The sequence below is a fragment of the Bacillus sp. FSL K6-1145 genome (assembly GCF_038003425.1).
Taxonomy (GTDB): domain Bacteria; phylum Bacillota; class Bacilli; order Bacillales; family Bacillaceae; genus Bacillus; species Bacillus pumilus.
In genome coordinates, this window is sequence record NZ_JBBOPC010000001.1 from 1,338,060 (window position 1) to 1,354,245 (window position 16,186).

Below are 16,186 nucleotides of genomic sequence, written 5' to 3' on the forward strand. Positions count from 1 at the left end.
AGGGTCGGACGACGATGGAACAAAAAATGAAAGATTCGAATCAGCTTTATTCGAATATCGATTTACATGCCGTTCTTTCTTCTAATGGCCGCTTTCTCTACATTTCTTCTAACTGTAAGCAGCTTTTGCTCTATGAACAAAAGGATTTACTAGGGTGTTTTTTGAAAGACTTTGTTCATACCGAAGATCAATTTCTCGTCGAGAGTTATTTCTACAATCAGCACATGCTAGAGATTTCCCACTTTAGGCTGCTTAGAAGTGACCTAACAGCTGTATGGATTGAAGCTAGTATTGATTTTGTTGCTTGTGATGAGTTAGACAGTGAATTAAGTAGAGAAATGATCCTAAAAATGAGGGTGCTGGACGCTGAACCGCAAAAAGCAGCATTTCAAACAACATCAGAAGTGTCAGAACAGTCGTTAGGCAGTCTGCCGGCTTTCCAACATGTCAGTGAAGCTGAACAATTGATTGCCATGCTGCCAAATCCGTTATGTATTACGATTTTAGGGGAAATTGTTTATGCGAATGATGCGATGCTTCAATTAATGGGGGTATGTACAAGAGATGACATGATCGGCAAAACTGCATTTGACTTTATTGCTGAGGAGTACCATGACATTGTGAGAAGCCGAATTACAAGGCTGCAACAAGGTCTTCCAGTCGGAATGATTGAACAGATTTGGAAGCGGAAAGATGGGAGCAGCATTCATATCGAAGTGAAGTCATCACCAACGATCTATCAAAATCAGCGGGCAGAGCTTTTGCTGTTAGTAGACATCTCATCCCGTAAGAAATTCCAAACCGTTCTGCAAAAAAGCCGGGAGCGGTATCAGCTGCTCATCCAAAACTCCATTGATACAATTGCGGTCATTCACGATCACAAATGGGTGTTTATGAATGAATCAGGCATTAAATTATTTGAAGCCGAGCATTACGATAAATTAATAGGAAAAGATATTTTCCATCAAATCCATTCCTGTGACCAGCCAAAAGTGAAAAAGAGCATATCACGTATTATTGAAAGAGCATCAGATTCTGAGATTGTCACGATGAGCTGTCATACATTTAAGCACAAGCTGATCTATACAGAAATGGTGTGTATCCCAACTACATTTTTTGGAGAAACAGCCGTTCAAATTATTTTAAGAGATATATCCGAACGTAAGCAGACAGAAGAGCTCATGCTCCGATCTGAAAAATTATCGATCGCAGGCCAATTGGCTGCGGGCATTGCACATGAGATCAGGAACCCATTGACTGCCATCAAAGGCTTTTTGCAGCTCATTAAACCGAAAACGAAAGATCGGGATCAATATTTCGAGATTGTTTTCTCTGAACTGAGCCGGATAGAAATTATCTTAAGCGAGCTGCTCATGCTTGCAAAACCGCAGCAAACGGCATCGATGCAGACACTTGATTTGAAAAAAATCATCAGCGAAGTCACGGCTTTATTAGAAACACAAGCGAACTTAAATGGCATTTTAATGAATACAAGTGAAATAGAAGAGGATCTCCTGATGAACGGGGATCAAAATCAGCTCAAGCAGGTGTTTATCAATTTAATCAAAAATGCCGTAGAATCCATGCCGGACGGAGGGCAGGTTGACATTACGGCCAAAGCAGAAAGAGATGGAATTCACGTCACCATTCGTGATGAAGGGGTTGGCATTCCTGAATCGGTCATGAAGCGAATAGGAGAGCCCTTTTTAACGACAAAGGAAAAAGGGACTGGACTTGGCCTTATGGTGACATTTAATATTTTAGAAAATCACAACGGGACGATCCGTGTGGATAGTCATCCCGAAAAGGGCACCGTATTTCACATCATGTTTCCTGCAAAATAAAAACAACGGCAGGAGAGCCGTTGTTTCAGTCTGTTAAATGAATAGAACGCTTTTCAAGAACGAATTGTTCTAGGCGGTCAAGTCCTTCTTTCAGTGTTTCAAGTGAATAAGCATAGGATAGACGCACATACCCCTCGCCGAGTGGAGAGAAAGCAGACCCTGGTACGACAGCAAGTCTTGTACTTTCTAACAGCTCCATACAAAAATCAAAGGAACTCATCCCAAACGATTCAATGGATGGAAAAATATAAAAAGCGCCAGAAGGCTTAATGACCGGAAGCCCCATAGAAATGAGCCGATCGTATACATAATCGAGCCTTTTCTTATATTGCTCTCTCATGATGAGTGCATCATCCACACCATTTGTCACAGCTTCAAGTGCCGCCTTTTGTGAGACAGCCGAGGCACAAGACACGTTATATTGATGTACTTTTAATACATGTTTAGCAATTGGAGCTGAAGCAAATAAAAAGCCAATTCTCCAACCAGTCATGCTATGAGACTTAGACAGTCCGTTAATCACAATGGTCTGTTCCTTTAAGAAAGAAGCGATTGAATGATGCGGCCGGTCAAATGTCAGCTCGCTATAGATTTCATCGGATAAAATAAAGATGTCTTTTCCTTCAAGGAGCTGGGCAATCTCTTTCAATTCTTCTTCTGAAAGCGTGACACCAGTTGGATTTGAAGGATAGGGAAGCACAACACACTTTGTTTTTTCCGTTAATGCATCCTCAATCAGCTTGGCATTTAATTTAAAGCCAGCATTCGTTGTGTCGATATGTACGGGCTTCCCCCCGCACATTCGAATGATCGGTTCATAGCCAGGGTAGACAGGTCCAGGTAAAATCACTTCATCACCCTCTGACAAAATGGTTCGAAACGCAGCATCAATCGCTTGACTTGCACCTGTCGTCACAATGATCTCTGACTCTGCATCATAATCAAGGTTGACTTTCTTCTTGATGTAGTGCTGGATTGCTTGTCTTAGCTCTAGGAAACCAGCATTATGAGTGTACGAAGTGAAATTCTCGTCAATGGCTGCTTTTGCAGCTGTTTTGACATGATGCGGCGTATAAAAATCGGGCTGGCCTATCGTCAAAGATACGACATCCTCATATGACGATACGAGATTTGAAAATGTTCGAATGCCTGAAATTTCAATATCCTTTACTCTTGGATTCAGCAAATGCTCCATTTCTCATCACCTTAAAAATTTATGTTTTTATCCTATTTTACCATTCACTGCATAAATGTCACCTGCGAAAGGCACTGGATATCATTATCTGTAGTCTATTCTCCTATTCATCACAGCATGAGTGATATATTGAAGAAAGAGCAACATTTATTATAGCGTAACCTCACGAGAAAATACAGGCTGCGATAACATGATTAGAAAACGGCAAAACGGTGTAAACTGAAAGAACGTGAGAATCAGGGTCATGGGAATTGCTTTCATAGACATACGATCTCCTAAAGGAGGACGATAAATGGAACAATCAGCGAAGACATCAAAAATAGCGTTTCTATCCGTGATGAGTAACACATTTGTTGTCATCTTAAAAATCATTGTAGGTCTGCTCACTGGATCTGTTGCTGTTTTATCAGAAGCCATTCATTCTTTTCTCGATTTAATGGCATCTTTTATTGCATTTATCTCTGTTCGTATTTCGAGAAAGCCAGCAGATTCGAAACATCCTTATGGACACGGAAAAGTCGAAAATATTTCTGGAACGATTGAGACCCTGCTGATTTTCGTTGCGGGTATTTGGATCATCTACGAATGTGTTCACAAATTAATGCATCCAGAGCCAGTCAAGCTGCCTGTACTTGGTATTGTGGTGATGCTAATAGGCGCGCTCATCAATTTTATCGTATCGAAGGCTGTGAACAAAGAGGCGGAAAGGGTCCATTCTGTCGCTATGAAATCGAATGCATTGCACCTGTTAACTGATGTGTATACGTCATTAGGGGTCGCATTCAGTTTATTGCTTGTCGCATTAACCGACTGGTATTTCTTAGATCCGATCATTGGAATGATACTTGCTCTCTTTATTATGCGTGAAGCATTTAAACTCATGAAAGAAGCCTTCCCGCCACTCGTAGACGCCCGGCTAACGCCCGAGGAAGAACAATCGATCGAAGCAATCATTCAAGGATTCAGTCAAGAATTCATCGAATATCATGACTTTCGAACAAGACGATCCGGTGCAGAGGAATATATTGATTTTCATTTGATTGTAGATGGCAAGACAACGATAGAAGATGTTCATCAATTATGTGATCAAATTGAAGAGAAGATACAGCAAGATTTTCCGCATGCACAAATCTTTATTCATGTAGAACCTGAAAGTGAAAGAAGCACGCAAACGTAAAAAGGCGATCAACCAACTTAGGTTGTATCGCCTTTTTTTACGCTTCATCTATGAAATGAAATCAATATCCATAAGCAGTATCGTAATCTTCATACCAAGAGATATAAGCTGCGTCATCATTTGACAAATCATGCTTCATGTCTAAAAAATCAGCTTCGCAAATATCTTCAATCACAGTCATTTCATTGTTATTTAATAGTACGACAGTTCCCATCATGAACACCTTTCTTTAAAAAATCCTTGACTATTGTACCATGTGAAGAACGATTGTCAACAGCAGAATGGAAACAAGACGAAAATATCACAAAATATTAAAAAATCAGGAGGTAAAAGAACTAGAAGTACCATGATTTTCACAAATTTTCAGTATTTATTCACATAAATCATTGAGGGCGAACTGATCTAAAATATATGTAAAAGTGTAAAGTTACATTGATCTTGCGATATTCATAAGATATAATAACGAATGATTATAAGAAATTTATAGAAAACATACATAATAAAGGAGAAATAGGATGGAAACAAACATAACAGAACCACACATTCAAGAAAAGAAACATCCTGAGCTAGCAGGCGTAGGCTATCGTTTTCTTGCACACCTTTTGGATGGTATCATCATCGGCGTACCATATTCTTTTATCATGTTTATTTTGGCAACACTCTTTTTTGTCTCAAGTCCAGAGGCAGCATTGATGATGGATGACGACAGCTATTACTATTCAACAACTGTTATGACAGATGAGGAATGGGCAGTGATTATGGGACTTATCTTTTTCTATATAGGAGCGATCTTGATCGGTATTTTGGTGACATGGCTTTATTACGCCATCATGGAATCATCAAAACTGCAAGGAACGCTTGGTAAGATGGCTCTTGGGATTAAAGTGACAAGAGTAACGGGCGAAAAAGTCACTTTTGGCCGTGCAACAGGCCGCTTTTTTGCAAAAGGCTTTTTGTCTCCAATCTTATATATTGGCTACATCATTGCCTTTTTCACAGAGAAAAAACAAGCACTTCACGATTTAATCGCAAGTACCATTGTTGTGAAGAAATAATGAAAAAAAGCACCTCTGCTCAATCGTAAGAGGTGCTTTTTGTATAGATTGCTTGTATGGAAGAGGGACGTATGACATAAAATAGAATGATAGTGAAAAATCAGGCAGGGAAGGGAGACAAACGATTGAAAACAGGGAAAAAGACCATGCAGAAAAAAGGGGCAGGCTTCGGTCTGTTTTTGACAGCACCCATTTTGGCCTGGGCATTGTATGACTTTGCAAATACAATATTTTCATCGAATATGATCACCATTTTCTTCCCGTTCTACTTGCAGGAAACAATCGGAGACAGTGCGAGAATGGATCAGATCGCTAGTACATTTATATCTTATGCAAATGCACTAGCCAGTTTTTTTCTCGTCATTTTCACACCATTATACGGAGTCCTAATCGATCGTACAGGAAAAAAGAAGCGCTACATCACAGTGTTTACTCTCATATGTATAGCTTGTACGTTTTTAATGGGGATCTTTGCTGGGATTGATTTCTCAAGCGAATGGTTTGGGCTGCCTGTCTCTTTATTAGCAGTGGTCACCTTGTTTGTGATTGCAAAATTCTTCTATCACTCGAGCCTAGTGTTTTATGACACCATCCTGCCCGATCTTGGGACAAAGGATGAAATACCGCTTATTTCTGGATTTGGCATTGCCGTTGGTTATTTAGGGACGCTTGTCGGTCTCACAGTTTATTTACTTGTTGGCAATGACCAATTTCATGAAGCATTTATTCCGACAGCACTATTATTCTTTCTCTTTTTTCTGCCATTTCTCTTTTTTGTAAAAGACCCTCATCCACTACCGCAGCAAGAGAAAAAGGCGTCATTTTTCAGCGGGTATAAAGAAATTATTCGCACGTTTAAAGAGATGAAACATTACAAGCCGGCTTTTATCTTTATGATTGCTTTCTTTTTTATGAATGATGCCTTACAGACAGCGATTGCGATGATGGCGGTGTATGCCAAAATCATCATTGGCTTTACTGCTGGACAATTTATTCTGCTTTATCTTGTGTCGACCATTTCAAGTATCATTGGCTCCTTTTTATTTGGATATATCACAAAAGCGATTGGGGCAAAGCGCTCGATTACAGTCGTGTATGTGATTTTGATCGTTGCCCTGATTGTGGCTGTCACAGCCACAACGGAATGGATCTTCTGGGTGGCTGGCAGTTTATTCGGTATTTCACTTGGCGCAAGCTGGGGGGCATCACGAATATTGATTATTGAGCTGACACCGAAGGAAAAGAGAGGACAGTTTTTTGGTCTCTTCGCATTCTCAGGGAAGGTGTCTTCCATTATTGGACCCATCATTTATGGGTCAGTCACTCTGCTGTTTGCAGAGCACGGAAACCTCGCAAGCCGCCTTGCGCTAGGGTCTTTACTTATTCTTGCAGCGATAGGACTTGTGATTCATCAATTCGTACGAGAGAAAGCGTAAAGAAACGTCAACTTTTTACCTATGCTGCCGATATAAAAAGTACAATCTTATATTGAAGAATAGAGGGATTTCCGTGGCTTTAAACAAACAAGAAATTTTACTTGACTCTGGTACCAATGAATTGGAAATTGTGAAGTTTGAAATTGGTTCAAATCAATTCGGCATTAACGTCATGAAAGTAAGAGAAATCATCCAGCCGGTTGAGGTGACGGCAGTACCGCACTCTCATCAAGATGTAGAAGGGATGATTAGTTTACGAGGCGAGATTTTACCAGTCATCAATCTATTTTCCTTTTTTAATGTCGAGTCAGATCAGTCAGAACAAGAGAAATATATTGTGACTGAATTCAACCAACGGAAATTTGTGTTCCATACAGGAACGGTATCACAAATTCACCGCGTCAGCTGGGAAGAGATTGAAAAGCCAACTGCACTCAATCAAGGGATGGAACGTCATTTGACCGGTATCATTAAGCTTGATGAGAAAATGGTTTTCCTTCCAGATTATGAGAAAATCATTTATGATATTGAATCCGCTTCTGGAGTAGAAACGTATCATATGTTTGACGGTGAGAAAGACGAGAGAAGAACAGGGAAGAAGCTTTATGTCGTTGAAGACTCTCCGCTTCTCATGCGTTTATTAACAAATGAATTAACCGAAGCAGGCTATAAAAACATTGTGACCTTTGAAGACGGGAAACAGGCATATGACCACGTCATGGACCTTGTTAGCAAAGGAATTACTGTGACAGAAGAAATTGATATGATTATTACAGATATTGAAATGCCAAAAATGGATGGTCACCGATTAACGAAACTGTTGAAGGAAAATCCTTTAACAAGTTCCATACCGATTCTTATCTTCTCTTCGTTAATCACTGAAGATTTGCGCCATAAAGGGGAAACAATTGGTGCAGATGATCAAATTAGTAAACCAGAAATTCATCAGCTGATTGAAAAAGTCGATCACTTTATAATCTAAAGGAAAAACCACTCGTCATGAGTGGTTTTTTGTTTAAAAATAACTTTCCCCGAGTCGTTTGAAGACGGGCTTTGTATAATGTGATTTTTGTTTTGTGGCGGTAGGTTTTTCTTTTAAACCGACATACGTTTGAAGCAGTTGCTTTGCTCGGTTTAATGACATATTCGCTTTCGGATTGCGATATGATTGATTTAAATTTCCTAAGTGTGGCAAAAATTCGAAGTCTTCTTTGGTTGGTGGCAGGTGAAAATAATAATCTCCAATTTCAATCAGCACGTCGGACTGTTGTTGACTATATTTGGGATTGTTAGAGAAATGTAGGCCCACTTTTCTTCCTTTACCTTCTTGCAATAGTTTTTGCAGCGCACGTTTTTTCAAAAGATAAAGAAACTTGGGATTTGGTGCGGTTTTAGCATGGCGGTTAACAGTATAAATGGCTTTTGCGATGTTTTCTGCTGTAGGTTCTATGTCTTTAGTATGAGCATAATCGTCCATTTTTTCTCTCCTTTGTCTTTCGTCTTCCTGTGCTTAGTATAAATTATACGTTTTTATTAGTAAATTGCAAATAGACTTATTTTAAAAAGCGATAGGATTTCCATTGTTCTTATTTACAATAGCCATTCATGACGGTTCTAAAACGTGTTTGTATATAAAAATGACAGAATGGTGTGCAAAGACACTAGTATCTATCCATCATGATTTTTCTTCAATCTGTTTCAGTTACAAAGAATGCGGCGCTTTTAATTTTCTATATGCTAAAGGTGTCGTATTTTTTATTCTTTTAAACATACTAATAAAATAACTTGTGCTGTTGAAGCCGACTTTGTAAGCAATTTCTGTTATATTGAAGTCTGTTTCTTGAAGCAGGATGAGACTTTGTTGAACTCTATATTCATTCACATAATGAAGAGGTGTCTTCTTTAGAATATCTTTGAAGTATCTGCAGCATTCAGATCGGCTTAGCTGACCTGCTCGAGCGATATCTTGAAGAAGCACCTTTTCGTGATAATGCTGGTGAATCCAATTCAGCATAGGTTTCATCCGTTCATTTTTATCATGCTGCCGTGCATCATATTTTATTTGAAAGCCATTTTGTAATAAACATTTCCACATGGTGATGAGTTGAATATTGAGTTCAAGCTCATAATATGCTGGAGTTTCATCAATTAATCGCTGAATGGTTTGAATACATTGATAGATATGATTTGGCCAGTGGTCTTTTCGGTTCAATAAAATATAAGGTGTCTGACTCGCATGCATATAAGGATGAACGAAAGTGGTAAATAATTCATTGGCTGTGATGAAATGTGGGGAAACGTTTAGACAAAGATATGTACAAGTTGTCCCATTCGCATCTTTTGCCATATGCAGGCAGCCACTATTGATGAATACGCCATCTCCTTCCTTCAAACATATCGTCTCTTCATTGATGTGAAATTCAGCTTCCCCCTCTAAAATAAAAACAAATTGAAATTCGTCATGCCAGTGAAGAGGGATGTGGCCGCTTCTATGATCACAAATTTTCGTATGATAAAGAGCGATAGACCAGGTCGTAGTAGAATGCTCCGTTAATTTTTTCAAATTGTAGTCAATAAGAAAATGATGGTTGTTCATGGTTCTCCTCAATATTCTTTTATTTTTATGTTCAATTGATATATCAATATGTAACAAAGTGAACTACTATCAACTATATTATCATGATTGTTTGAGAGTTGAGGAGAACGAAATGGATAGAAATAAGGGAATTTTGCTTGTGCTGATTGGTGCCATCTGTTGGGGAGTAGGAGGAACTGTTTCACAAAAATTGTTTCAGCAATATGGGATTTATGTCAATTGGCTTGTGACTGTCAGGCTGCTTATTTCAGGTGGACTGCTTTTATTTGTTCATTTCATGACAAAAGAACGAGCGCAACTAATTGGTGTGTGGAAAAAGAAGAGGACGGCTATGCAAGTCCTTATATTTGGAGTAATGGGCATGCTAGCTGTTCAATATACTTATATGGCATCCATTCAACTTGGGAATGCAGCTGTGGCGACGCTTCTGCAGTATACGGCCCCTGTTATGATTATCATGTATTTAGTACTTCGCCGCCAATCTACTTTTACCAAAAGAGATATGCTGACGGTGTCATTGGCGTTCATGGGCATGTTTCTCTTATTAACGAATGGTTCTGTTTCAACATTAACCGTTCCATTTGTCGCAGTGGTTTGGGGAATACTGTCTGCTGTAGCGCTTTCGTTTTATACGCTATATCCAATCAATCTGTTAAAAGAATTTGATTCTTTAGTCGTTGTCGGCTGGGCGATGCTGATTGGGGGAGCTGCCCTTAGCTTAGTCCATCCGCCATGGAAGATAAATCTGTCGCATTTACCTGTTGAAGCGTATGTTTATTTATTGTTTGTTATCATATTTGGTACAATGATCGCTTTTTGGTTTTACATAGAAAGCTTGCAATATTTATCACCGAAAGAGTCAAGCTTAATTGGAAGTGTCGAGCCCCTTGCGGCAGTTGTCACGACTGTTTTTTGGTTAAAGGAGCCATTTGGTTTTTTTCAATGGGCTGGGACAGCTTGTATTGTATACATGATTTTATTCATGGCATTATATCAGCCAAAAAAATGAGAAGGAAGGGTGTTCAAAGAGAGATTTTCATTGCAAGAAGAATTAACTGGGTGAAATATATATGAAGTGAACTATTAGTTCGTGATAACTACCTATTTAAATAAATGGGTAGTTTCTCAATTTGTATTCATGATGCGCCTGAAAATTTACCATATGCCAGACAACATGCCCGAACATATGGTTTAATCACATGGTCTATTTCTTATGACTTGAATAAGCGCAGTAGAAGCAACCATTAAAATCAGTTTCATTCGTCATTTGTTTAGCTTCATCAATGGCGCTCTCGCCACTCATGTGCAGACCAATCAATTTACGGCTTGAAGCATCACCTAAAAATGCACAATCTTCTGTATGTACAACATATTGACCTTGATCATCTTTTGTATGAATAAAATAATAACTTTTTAGCATACCCCTCACCTCCAACCTGACTATACTACTATAAAACTTCCAAAGATGTAAAGATTTTTTATTAAAAATATTGCAATTTTATACACATTCCTTTTATTTCATAAAAAGAAAAATATGTTATAAGATCAAAGTTAATGAGAACAGACAGGACTGTTTAGATTGAAGATATGTTAACTCCTTTATTGGTCGCACTTGTCGTTGGAGGCATTGTGTACGTGATAGATGATCGTTCGATTCATCCTTTGGTTCTATTTCTCATCCTATTTATTAGCATTTATGCAGTCGAAAGAATCATTCATTTTGCTTCCAATCATTTCGATGAGCAGAAAAAATAAGTGCCGTTTGTGTTTCAGCCATGCAAAAAGGACTTTCTATAGAAGAAAGTCCTTTTTGCTTCATTTATTGCGCTCCCTGACCTTTTAGTTCACGCTGCACGTCTAAGTCGTCAGCTTCTCTGCTGAACTTTGGCAGTGTAAAGAAGTAAAAAAGGAAAACGAGTAAAATAATAACGCCCATTCCGTAATAAATATAAGAAACGTTTGTAATGAGTTTTGGAAATAGTACCGCAATCAAACCTAATGTCATGGATTGAGCAAACATGGTAAGTGGGTCAACCCATCCTGACACACGTCCCATTAGACGAGGGTGGACGATTCTCGGCAGCCAGCCGCCAATGACAATGTTGACTGGGCCAATACATGTACCAATGACAAACGATGTGACATAAAACAACCATAGTGTGTGGGTGGAACCAAGTACAAAAATCAGAATGCCTGCAACCAAAATTGGAAGTGACATGAGATATTGCATCTTTACTTTTTTAGCGAGAACAGAGCCCATTAAGCTGCCAACAAGTAGACCGGCACCGATCGCGATTGTAAAGAATGATGTATGCAGTTCAAAATGGTCCGGTGAAAGGCCATATTTCATTGTAAACATCGGAAGTACAGCAAATGCGCCATTGACTAGACCGAAAACAAAAAAGCCAAAAATTAAAGAAGCCAATAATTTATTTTTTATAATGTAAAGAATGCCTTCTTTAAAATCTTTTAGAGACGTTTTAATGGTCATGCCTCTCCAGCCTGCTTGTCCATTTGGCTGACGTGCTTCAATTGGAATGTTACATGTACGAATCAGGATGCCTGACACAATAAAACTGATCAAATCAATGGTAATGGCACCGTGAAGTCCAATTGTCTTATACATAATCGCACCGATTCCAACACCAAATACCATGAATAAACTAAACAGCATTTGATTTAAGCCAGCGGCTTTTGCATATTGATCTTTATTTAAAATCGCCTGAACGAGAGAGGCTTCAGCTGGATAGAAGAACTTCGTAATGGCACTTCGTATAAACAAGATCAAGAAAATAAGAGGTAGTGAATTGAAATAAATAACAATGAATAAAACAATCGTCAGCCCAGCTCGTATCCAATCGCAATTCTCTGCGACTTTTTTACGATCAAAACGATCTGCTACGACACCGACCATAAAAAAGACAAAGATCGTTGGAAGTGAATACATGAGCTCTGCTAATGTGGCGTAGGCGGGCTGATGACTAAAATGATCGAGCAAATAAAAGGCAAACGCCATATTGCCTACTGTTGTCCCCATTTGCGAAGCAAGTGCTGCAAAAAAGAGACGAACAAAATTTCTGTTTTTAAAAATATCCATAAATACGCTCCTTAACCTGAAGATCCCACTTTATATCATATAAAATTTTAAGCATTCATACAATTGATTTCTCCTACTGGCTAATGGTCACAGGTGTTCCATTTGGAACGATTGAAGCAAGTTCGATGACATTCTGATTATACATACGAATGCATCCTCTAGACACAGCTTTACCAATTGAAGACGGGTTATTCGTACCGTGGATTCCGTAATGAACTTTCGAGAGGCTTAGCCAATAGGCGCCAAAGGGACCTCCTGGGTTTGGCTGTCTGTTCACAATATAATAAGAACCTGTCGGTGTCATATTTAAAATTCTTCCTGTTGCAATCGGATACGACCGAATCAGCTCTGATCCAGAAAACAAGACGAGACGTTTGCTTGAGATCGAAACAGAAATGCGGTAAGGGATCGTATTAGGATCGGGCAGACCAGGAATGATAATGACCTCATTTTGTAACGGCTCTCGGCCTTGCAGTGAAGGGTTTGCAGCCTTTAAAGCTTCTGTTGTTGTTCGAAAATCAAGCGCTATAGAAGCAAGCGTTTCTCCGCGTTTTACCGTATATCGCAGCACCAAAGGACACTCCTTTCGCTCAAATAAAAGAAGCCATGATGCCTGTCACTCAATCTATATATGGACGGAATCAGGCTAAGGAAGGTTTCTCCTAACATTTGTCATGAGAAAGATCTTTGATTATCTATATGCAAAAAGAAGCGGTTTTGCTTCTGTCTAAATGCGAGAAGAGAGGGTGAAAAAGGTTAATTCAGGTTTGGCTAAAAATCGAAACGGCAGTCTTGTTGTCCCAAGTCCGCGGTTGACATAGATTCGGTGCTGATAACTTCCGTATAAACCTTCCACATATGTATGGCCAAAAGGTGCTGTGAGAATGGGTCCGTAGAAAGGAAGCTGCACCTGTCCGCCATGGGTATGTCCAGAAAGCTGCAAGTTAATGGGGGTTGTATCCAGCTCCAATGCTGCATCAGGCTCATGTACGAGCAGCAAGGTAAATAAATCAGATGATACGTCTCGCTTAATCAGGTCATAATCCGGCACACTCATCATCAGGTCATCCATTGTAGCAATCTGAATATGCGCCCCTTCTTTTTCTAATGGAAACACATCATTTTTACATATTGTAAAGCCGCAATCTTTCATCGTATTCTCATAAAGATCAATGCCAAATGGTCCGTAGTCATGATTACCGCATATCGCGAGCTTACCAAACGGGGCATGGAGCTCAGTCAAATAGGCTTTCGCTTTTTCATGCTCTTCAATCGATGCTTGAAAATCAACGAGATCACCTGTGAACACAATGAGGTCTGGAGACTCAGCGTTGATTTGCTGGACGACGGATTCTAATTCCTTCGCAGGAAATGTATCACTTAAATGAACATCACTAAATTGAGCAATTTTAAACTGGTCAAATGAAGCTGGAAGCTGAGCATCCCGAATGGTCATTGACACGGTATCGATCATGCGTGGTTCGATGTATCTGGCATATCCGTATCCACATGTTGTAGCTAAAAAACCGAGAATGCTCGCGCCAGCTGCTCCTTTTAAAAACTGTCTCCGAGAAAGTTGCTTCATATAAGACTCCTTTATAAATAAAATTAAGTATAGCATCATATTTAAAGAATCTCCCATATGGTGCATCTAGGGTCAATCATGATATGATAGAAAATAATGAATGAATAGTCATTCAAAACCACAGAGGGGGAGAACAAATGACGAAACAAACAGTGATTGTCACAGGGGGATCAAGCGGAATGGGGAAGGCGATGGCTGTCCATTTGGCACATGAAGGCTGGAATGTCGTGATTACTGGAAGAACAGAAGAAACGTTAGAAAAGGTAGCAAATGAAATAAAACAAAATGGCGGCTCGATCGCTTACTTCCAAATGGATGTACGAAACCCAGAGGATGCCGATCAAATGGTCAAGTTTGCGGTAGATACATTTGGAGATGTGGACGCTCTGATTAACAATGCTGCAGGAAACTTTTTAGTTCCAGCAGAAAAACTATCTCCTAACGGCTGGAAGGCTGTCATTGATATTGTATTAAATGGAACATTTTTTTGCAGTCATGCAGTGGGCAATTACTGGATTCGTCAAAAGAAAAGGGGAAGTATGGTCAATATGGTGGCAACCTATGCATGGGGTGCTGGTGTAGGTGTGGCGCATTCAGCGGCAGCAAAGGCCGGTGTTTTATCTCTCACTCGAACGCTTGCAGTGGAATGGGGTAAGCAATATCGAATTCGCGTTAATGCCATCGCGCCAGGTCCAATCGAGAGAACAGGTGGTGCGGATAAACTATGGGAATCGGAAGAGGCAGCGCAAAGAACAGTAGATAGTGTTCCACTTGGCAGACTTGGTACACCAGAGGAAATTGCAAAGCTTGCAAGCTTTTTATTATCTGAACAAGCGTCTTATATAAATGGAGATTGTATTACAATGGATGGGGGGCAATGGCTCAACCAATCCCCATTTTGAATGACGATGTAAGACCTGCTTTTGATGTGTTATAATCACACAAAGAGAGAAGCAGGTGATGAAAATGGTCGATCCATTGGATATTTTAACGAATATTGAAGATGTTTTCCCGCACTATCAAGCGATATTCAGTGCGGAAGAGCAAAAAGTGATAGGCTATGAGGTTTTAGGAAGAATGAAGCTCGAGTCTGAAACAGTTAGCCTAGGCTCCTTCTTTACGGATTCATCTATTCCTGACGAATATAAAGTGGAAGTAGATCATAAAGTACTGACGCAAGCACTCGATCTTTTCACAACAGCAGATGATGATTTGCTCATTTTTATTAATCATGATGCCAATATCCTGATGCTTGATCATGGTGAAAGCTTTTTAGAACTCTTGAAGCAATATGAAGCAAGGGGTATTCAACTTAATCGGTTTGTTATCGAATTTACAGAGCATACGTTTAGCGGCGATATTGAACAGCTTTACCATACGTTAACGTATTTTCGTACATATGGTATTAAAATCGCCATTTCGAATATCGGAAAAGAAAGCAGCAATCTTGACCGGATTGCCTTGCTCTCACCCGATCTATTAAAAATAGATTTACACGCATTAAGGGCATCGGCTCCTTCTCCTTCCTATGAATATGTCTTGTACAGCATTTCATTGCTTGCGAGAAAAATAGGGGCGGCTTTAATTTATGAAGACATTGAAGCAAATTTTCAGCTGCAATATGCTTGGAGAAATGGCGGCAGATACTTTCAAGGGTTCTATCTTCACGAGCCGGCGGCGGAATTAATTGACCGCAATAAACGAAAAGATCAGCTGAGGGAAGAATTCCAGCAATTTATTGCGCATGAGAAAAAGAAACTACAAACTGTCTACGAACATTCTGAAACATTTTATAAGCGAATTCACCAAGCTGTCACGACCTTAAAAAAATCATGCACTACAAATGATGAACTCATCCAAAAGCTGGCATTAGAATTAACGGATTGCAGCTTTCGGATTTATATGTGTAATGAAGAAGGCTTTCAAATCACTGGAAATGTGTTTAAAAAAGAAAAAGAATGGTTGTTCCAGCCTGAATATATCGAGAAAAACTGGAGCTGGCGTCCTTATTTCCTAGCAAATATTCTCCAAATGAGAATGAGCGGGAAAGGATTTTTCAGTGATATTTACAGCGATTTAGAAACTGGTGAGAGGATACGTACGTTTTCTTACCCGTTAGAGGGAGATATGTATTTATTTATAGATCTTCCGTATGCCTATTTATATGAGCAAGATGGATTAATTTAAAAGCACAGAGTGAA

Annotated in this window: 17 protein-coding genes; 9 read left to right on the top strand and 8 right to left on the bottom strand. The window is 39.4% G+C overall.

Translation table 11 applies throughout. The features are described from left to right. Positions 1-14 precede the first annotated feature (14 nt). Entirely contained in the window at positions 15-1,844 is a 1,830-nt protein-coding gene (locus MHH41_RS06625; protein WP_137054703.1) for a PAS domain-containing sensor histidine kinase, read from the top strand. 25 nt (positions 1,845-1,869) lie between these two features. Here MHH41_RS06625 and MHH41_RS06630 read toward each other — a convergent pair whose 3' ends face one another. Further along, positions 1,870-3,039 (bottom strand): aminotransferase A, encoded by a 1,170-nt coding sequence (locus MHH41_RS06630; protein WP_003210942.1) that lies wholly within the window; start codon positions 3,037-3,039, stop codon positions 1,870-1,872. Positions 3,040-3,331: 292 nt separating this feature from the next. On the opposite strand from MHH41_RS06630, the gene MHH41_RS06635 reads away from it, so the two are divergent. After that, complete coding sequence (locus tag MHH41_RS06635; RefSeq protein WP_050945150.1) at positions 3,332-4,216, top strand: cation diffusion facilitator family transporter; 885 nt, start codon at positions 3,332-3,334, stop codon at positions 4,214-4,216. Between the two features lie 61 nt (positions 4,217-4,277). Here the strand turns inward: MHH41_RS06635 and MHH41_RS06640 are convergent, their stop codons facing one another. After that, positions 4,278-4,430, bottom strand: a complete 153-nt coding sequence (locus MHH41_RS06640) for a hypothetical protein (protein WP_170965990.1) — start codon at positions 4,428-4,430, stop codon at positions 4,278-4,280. A 301-nt stretch (positions 4,431-4,731) separates the two neighbouring features. On the opposite strand from MHH41_RS06640, the gene MHH41_RS06645 reads away from it, so the two are divergent. The 3 genes from MHH41_RS06645 to MHH41_RS06655 all read left to right on the top strand — a co-directional run bounded on the left by MHH41_RS06645 (position 4,732) and on the right by MHH41_RS06655 (position 7,689). Beyond that, the gene (locus MHH41_RS06645) at positions 4,732-5,271 is read left to right on the top strand and encodes an RDD family protein (protein WP_340865972.1); all 540 of its coding nucleotides are present in this window, start codon (positions 4,732-4,734) and stop codon (positions 5,269-5,271) included. Between the two features lie 125 nt (positions 5,272-5,396). Continuing rightward, positions 5,397-6,707 carry an MFS transporter gene (locus MHH41_RS06650; protein WP_340865974.1) on the top strand — a complete coding sequence of 437 codons (1,311 nt, stop codon included), beginning with the start codon at positions 5,397-5,399 and terminating at the stop codon, positions 6,705-6,707. Between the two features lie 73 nt (positions 6,708-6,780). Continuing rightward, complete coding sequence (locus MHH41_RS06655; RefSeq protein WP_003212225.1) at positions 6,781-7,689, top strand: chemotaxis protein; 909 nt, start codon at positions 6,781-6,783, stop codon at positions 7,687-7,689. A gap of 33 nt (positions 7,690-7,722) precedes the next feature. Here the strand turns inward: MHH41_RS06655 and MHH41_RS06660 are convergent, their stop codons facing one another. Both MHH41_RS06660 and MHH41_RS06665 read right to left on the bottom strand, forming a co-directional pair. Then, positions 7,723-8,184, bottom strand: coding sequence for a YkyB family protein (locus MHH41_RS06660; protein ID WP_012009774.1), 462 nt, complete (start codon positions 8,182-8,184; stop codon positions 7,723-7,725). Positions 8,185-8,409: 225 nt separating this feature from the next. After that, entirely contained in the window at positions 8,410-9,303 is an 894-nt protein-coding gene (locus tag MHH41_RS06665; protein WP_340865975.1) for an AraC family transcriptional regulator, read from the bottom strand. A gap of 112 nt (positions 9,304-9,415) precedes the next feature. Here MHH41_RS06665 and MHH41_RS06670 point away from each other — a divergent pair, with 112 nt between their 5' ends. Next, positions 9,416-10,312: a DMT family transporter gene (locus tag MHH41_RS06670; RefSeq protein WP_003211579.1), complete on the top strand. Its 897-nt coding sequence runs from the start codon at positions 9,416-9,418 to the stop codon at positions 10,310-10,312. A gap of 195 nt (positions 10,313-10,507) precedes the next feature. Here the strand turns inward: MHH41_RS06670 and MHH41_RS06675 are convergent, their stop codons facing one another. Continuing rightward, the gene (locus tag MHH41_RS06675; protein WP_050945147.1) at positions 10,508-10,723 is read right to left on the bottom strand and encodes a hypothetical protein; all 216 of its coding nucleotides are present in this window, start codon (positions 10,721-10,723) and stop codon (positions 10,508-10,510) included. 167 nt (positions 10,724-10,890) lie between these two features. Between MHH41_RS06675 and MHH41_RS06680 the strand changes: the two genes are divergently transcribed. Continuing rightward, positions 10,891-11,058 (top strand): hypothetical protein, encoded by a 168-nt coding sequence (locus MHH41_RS06680; RefSeq protein WP_340865976.1) that lies wholly within the window; start codon positions 10,891-10,893, stop codon positions 11,056-11,058. Between the two features lie 64 nt (positions 11,059-11,122). Here the strand turns inward: MHH41_RS06680 and MHH41_RS06685 are convergent, their stop codons facing one another. The 3 genes from MHH41_RS06685 to MHH41_RS06695 form a co-directional block, all read right to left on the bottom strand. Next, positions 11,123-12,400, bottom strand: coding sequence for an MFS transporter (locus MHH41_RS06685; protein WP_003211422.1), 1,278 nt, complete (start codon positions 12,398-12,400; stop codon positions 11,123-11,125). 73 nt (positions 12,401-12,473) lie between these two features. After that, positions 12,474-12,971 (bottom strand): L,D-transpeptidase family protein, encoded by a 498-nt coding sequence (locus tag MHH41_RS06690; RefSeq protein ID WP_034619946.1) that lies wholly within the window; start codon positions 12,969-12,971, stop codon positions 12,474-12,476. 156 nt (positions 12,972-13,127) lie between these two features. After that, positions 13,128-13,985, bottom strand: coding sequence for a metallophosphoesterase (locus MHH41_RS06695; protein WP_310426929.1), 858 nt, complete (start codon positions 13,983-13,985; stop codon positions 13,128-13,130). A 137-nt stretch (positions 13,986-14,122) separates the two neighbouring features. Between MHH41_RS06695 and fadH the strand changes: the two genes are divergently transcribed. Together fadH and MHH41_RS06705 are read left to right on the top strand one after the other, a co-directional pair. Continuing rightward, the gene (gene fadH / locus MHH41_RS06700) at positions 14,123-14,887 is read left to right on the top strand and encodes a 2,4-dienoyl-CoA reductase (protein WP_003211125.1); all 765 of its coding nucleotides are present in this window, start codon (positions 14,123-14,125) and stop codon (positions 14,885-14,887) included. Positions 14,888-14,951: 64 nt separating this feature from the next. Next, positions 14,952-16,172 carry an EAL domain-containing protein gene (locus MHH41_RS06705; protein ID WP_050945469.1) on the top strand — a complete coding sequence of 407 codons (1,221 nt, stop codon included), beginning with the start codon at positions 14,952-14,954 and terminating at the stop codon, positions 16,170-16,172. Positions 16,173-16,186: the final 14 nt, after the last annotated feature.

Excerpts from the sequence above, each read along its gene's own strand:
- MHH41_RS06660 (WP_012009774.1), bottom strand. The coding sequence starts at position 8,184 with ATGGACGATTATGCTCATACTAAAGACATAGAACCTACAGCAGAAAAC.
- MHH41_RS06645 (WP_340865972.1), top strand. The coding sequence starts at position 4,732 with ATGGAAACAAACATAACAGAACCACACATTCAAGAAAAGAAACATCCT.
- MHH41_RS06675 (WP_050945147.1), bottom strand. The coding sequence starts at position 10,723 with ATGCTAAAAAGTTATTATTTTATTCATACAAAAGATGATCAAGGTCAA.
- MHH41_RS06640 (WP_170965990.1), bottom strand. The coding sequence starts at position 4,430 with ATGGGAACTGTCGTACTATTAAATAACAATGAAATGACTGTGATTGAA.
- MHH41_RS06685 (WP_003211422.1), bottom strand. The coding sequence starts at position 12,400 with ATGGATATTTTTAAAAACAGAAATTTTGTTCGTCTCTTTTTTGCAGCA.
- fadH (WP_003211125.1), top strand. The coding sequence starts at position 14,123 with ATGACGAAACAAACAGTGATTGTCACAGGGGGATCAAGCGGAATGGGG.
- MHH41_RS06630 (WP_003210942.1), bottom strand. The coding sequence starts at position 3,039 with ATGGAGCATTTGCTGAATCCAAGAGTAAAGGATATTGAAATTTCAGGC.
- MHH41_RS06695 (WP_310426929.1), bottom strand. The coding sequence starts at position 13,985 with ATGAAGCAACTTTCTCGGAGACAGTTTTTAAAAGGAGCAGCTGGCGCG.
- MHH41_RS06680 (WP_340865976.1), top strand. The coding sequence starts at position 10,891 with ATGTTAACTCCTTTATTGGTCGCACTTGTCGTTGGAGGCATTGTGTAC.
- MHH41_RS06625 (WP_137054703.1), top strand. The coding sequence starts at position 15 with ATGGAACAAAAAATGAAAGATTCGAATCAGCTTTATTCGAATATCGAT.
- MHH41_RS06705 (WP_050945469.1), top strand. The coding sequence starts at position 14,952 with ATGGTCGATCCATTGGATATTTTAACGAATATTGAAGATGTTTTCCCG.
- MHH41_RS06665 (WP_340865975.1), bottom strand. The coding sequence starts at position 9,303 with ATGAACAACCATCATTTTCTTATTGACTACAATTTGAAAAAATTAACG.
- MHH41_RS06635 (WP_050945150.1), top strand. The coding sequence starts at position 3,332 with ATGGAACAATCAGCGAAGACATCAAAAATAGCGTTTCTATCCGTGATG.
- MHH41_RS06670 (WP_003211579.1), top strand. The coding sequence starts at position 9,416 with ATGGATAGAAATAAGGGAATTTTGCTTGTGCTGATTGGTGCCATCTGT.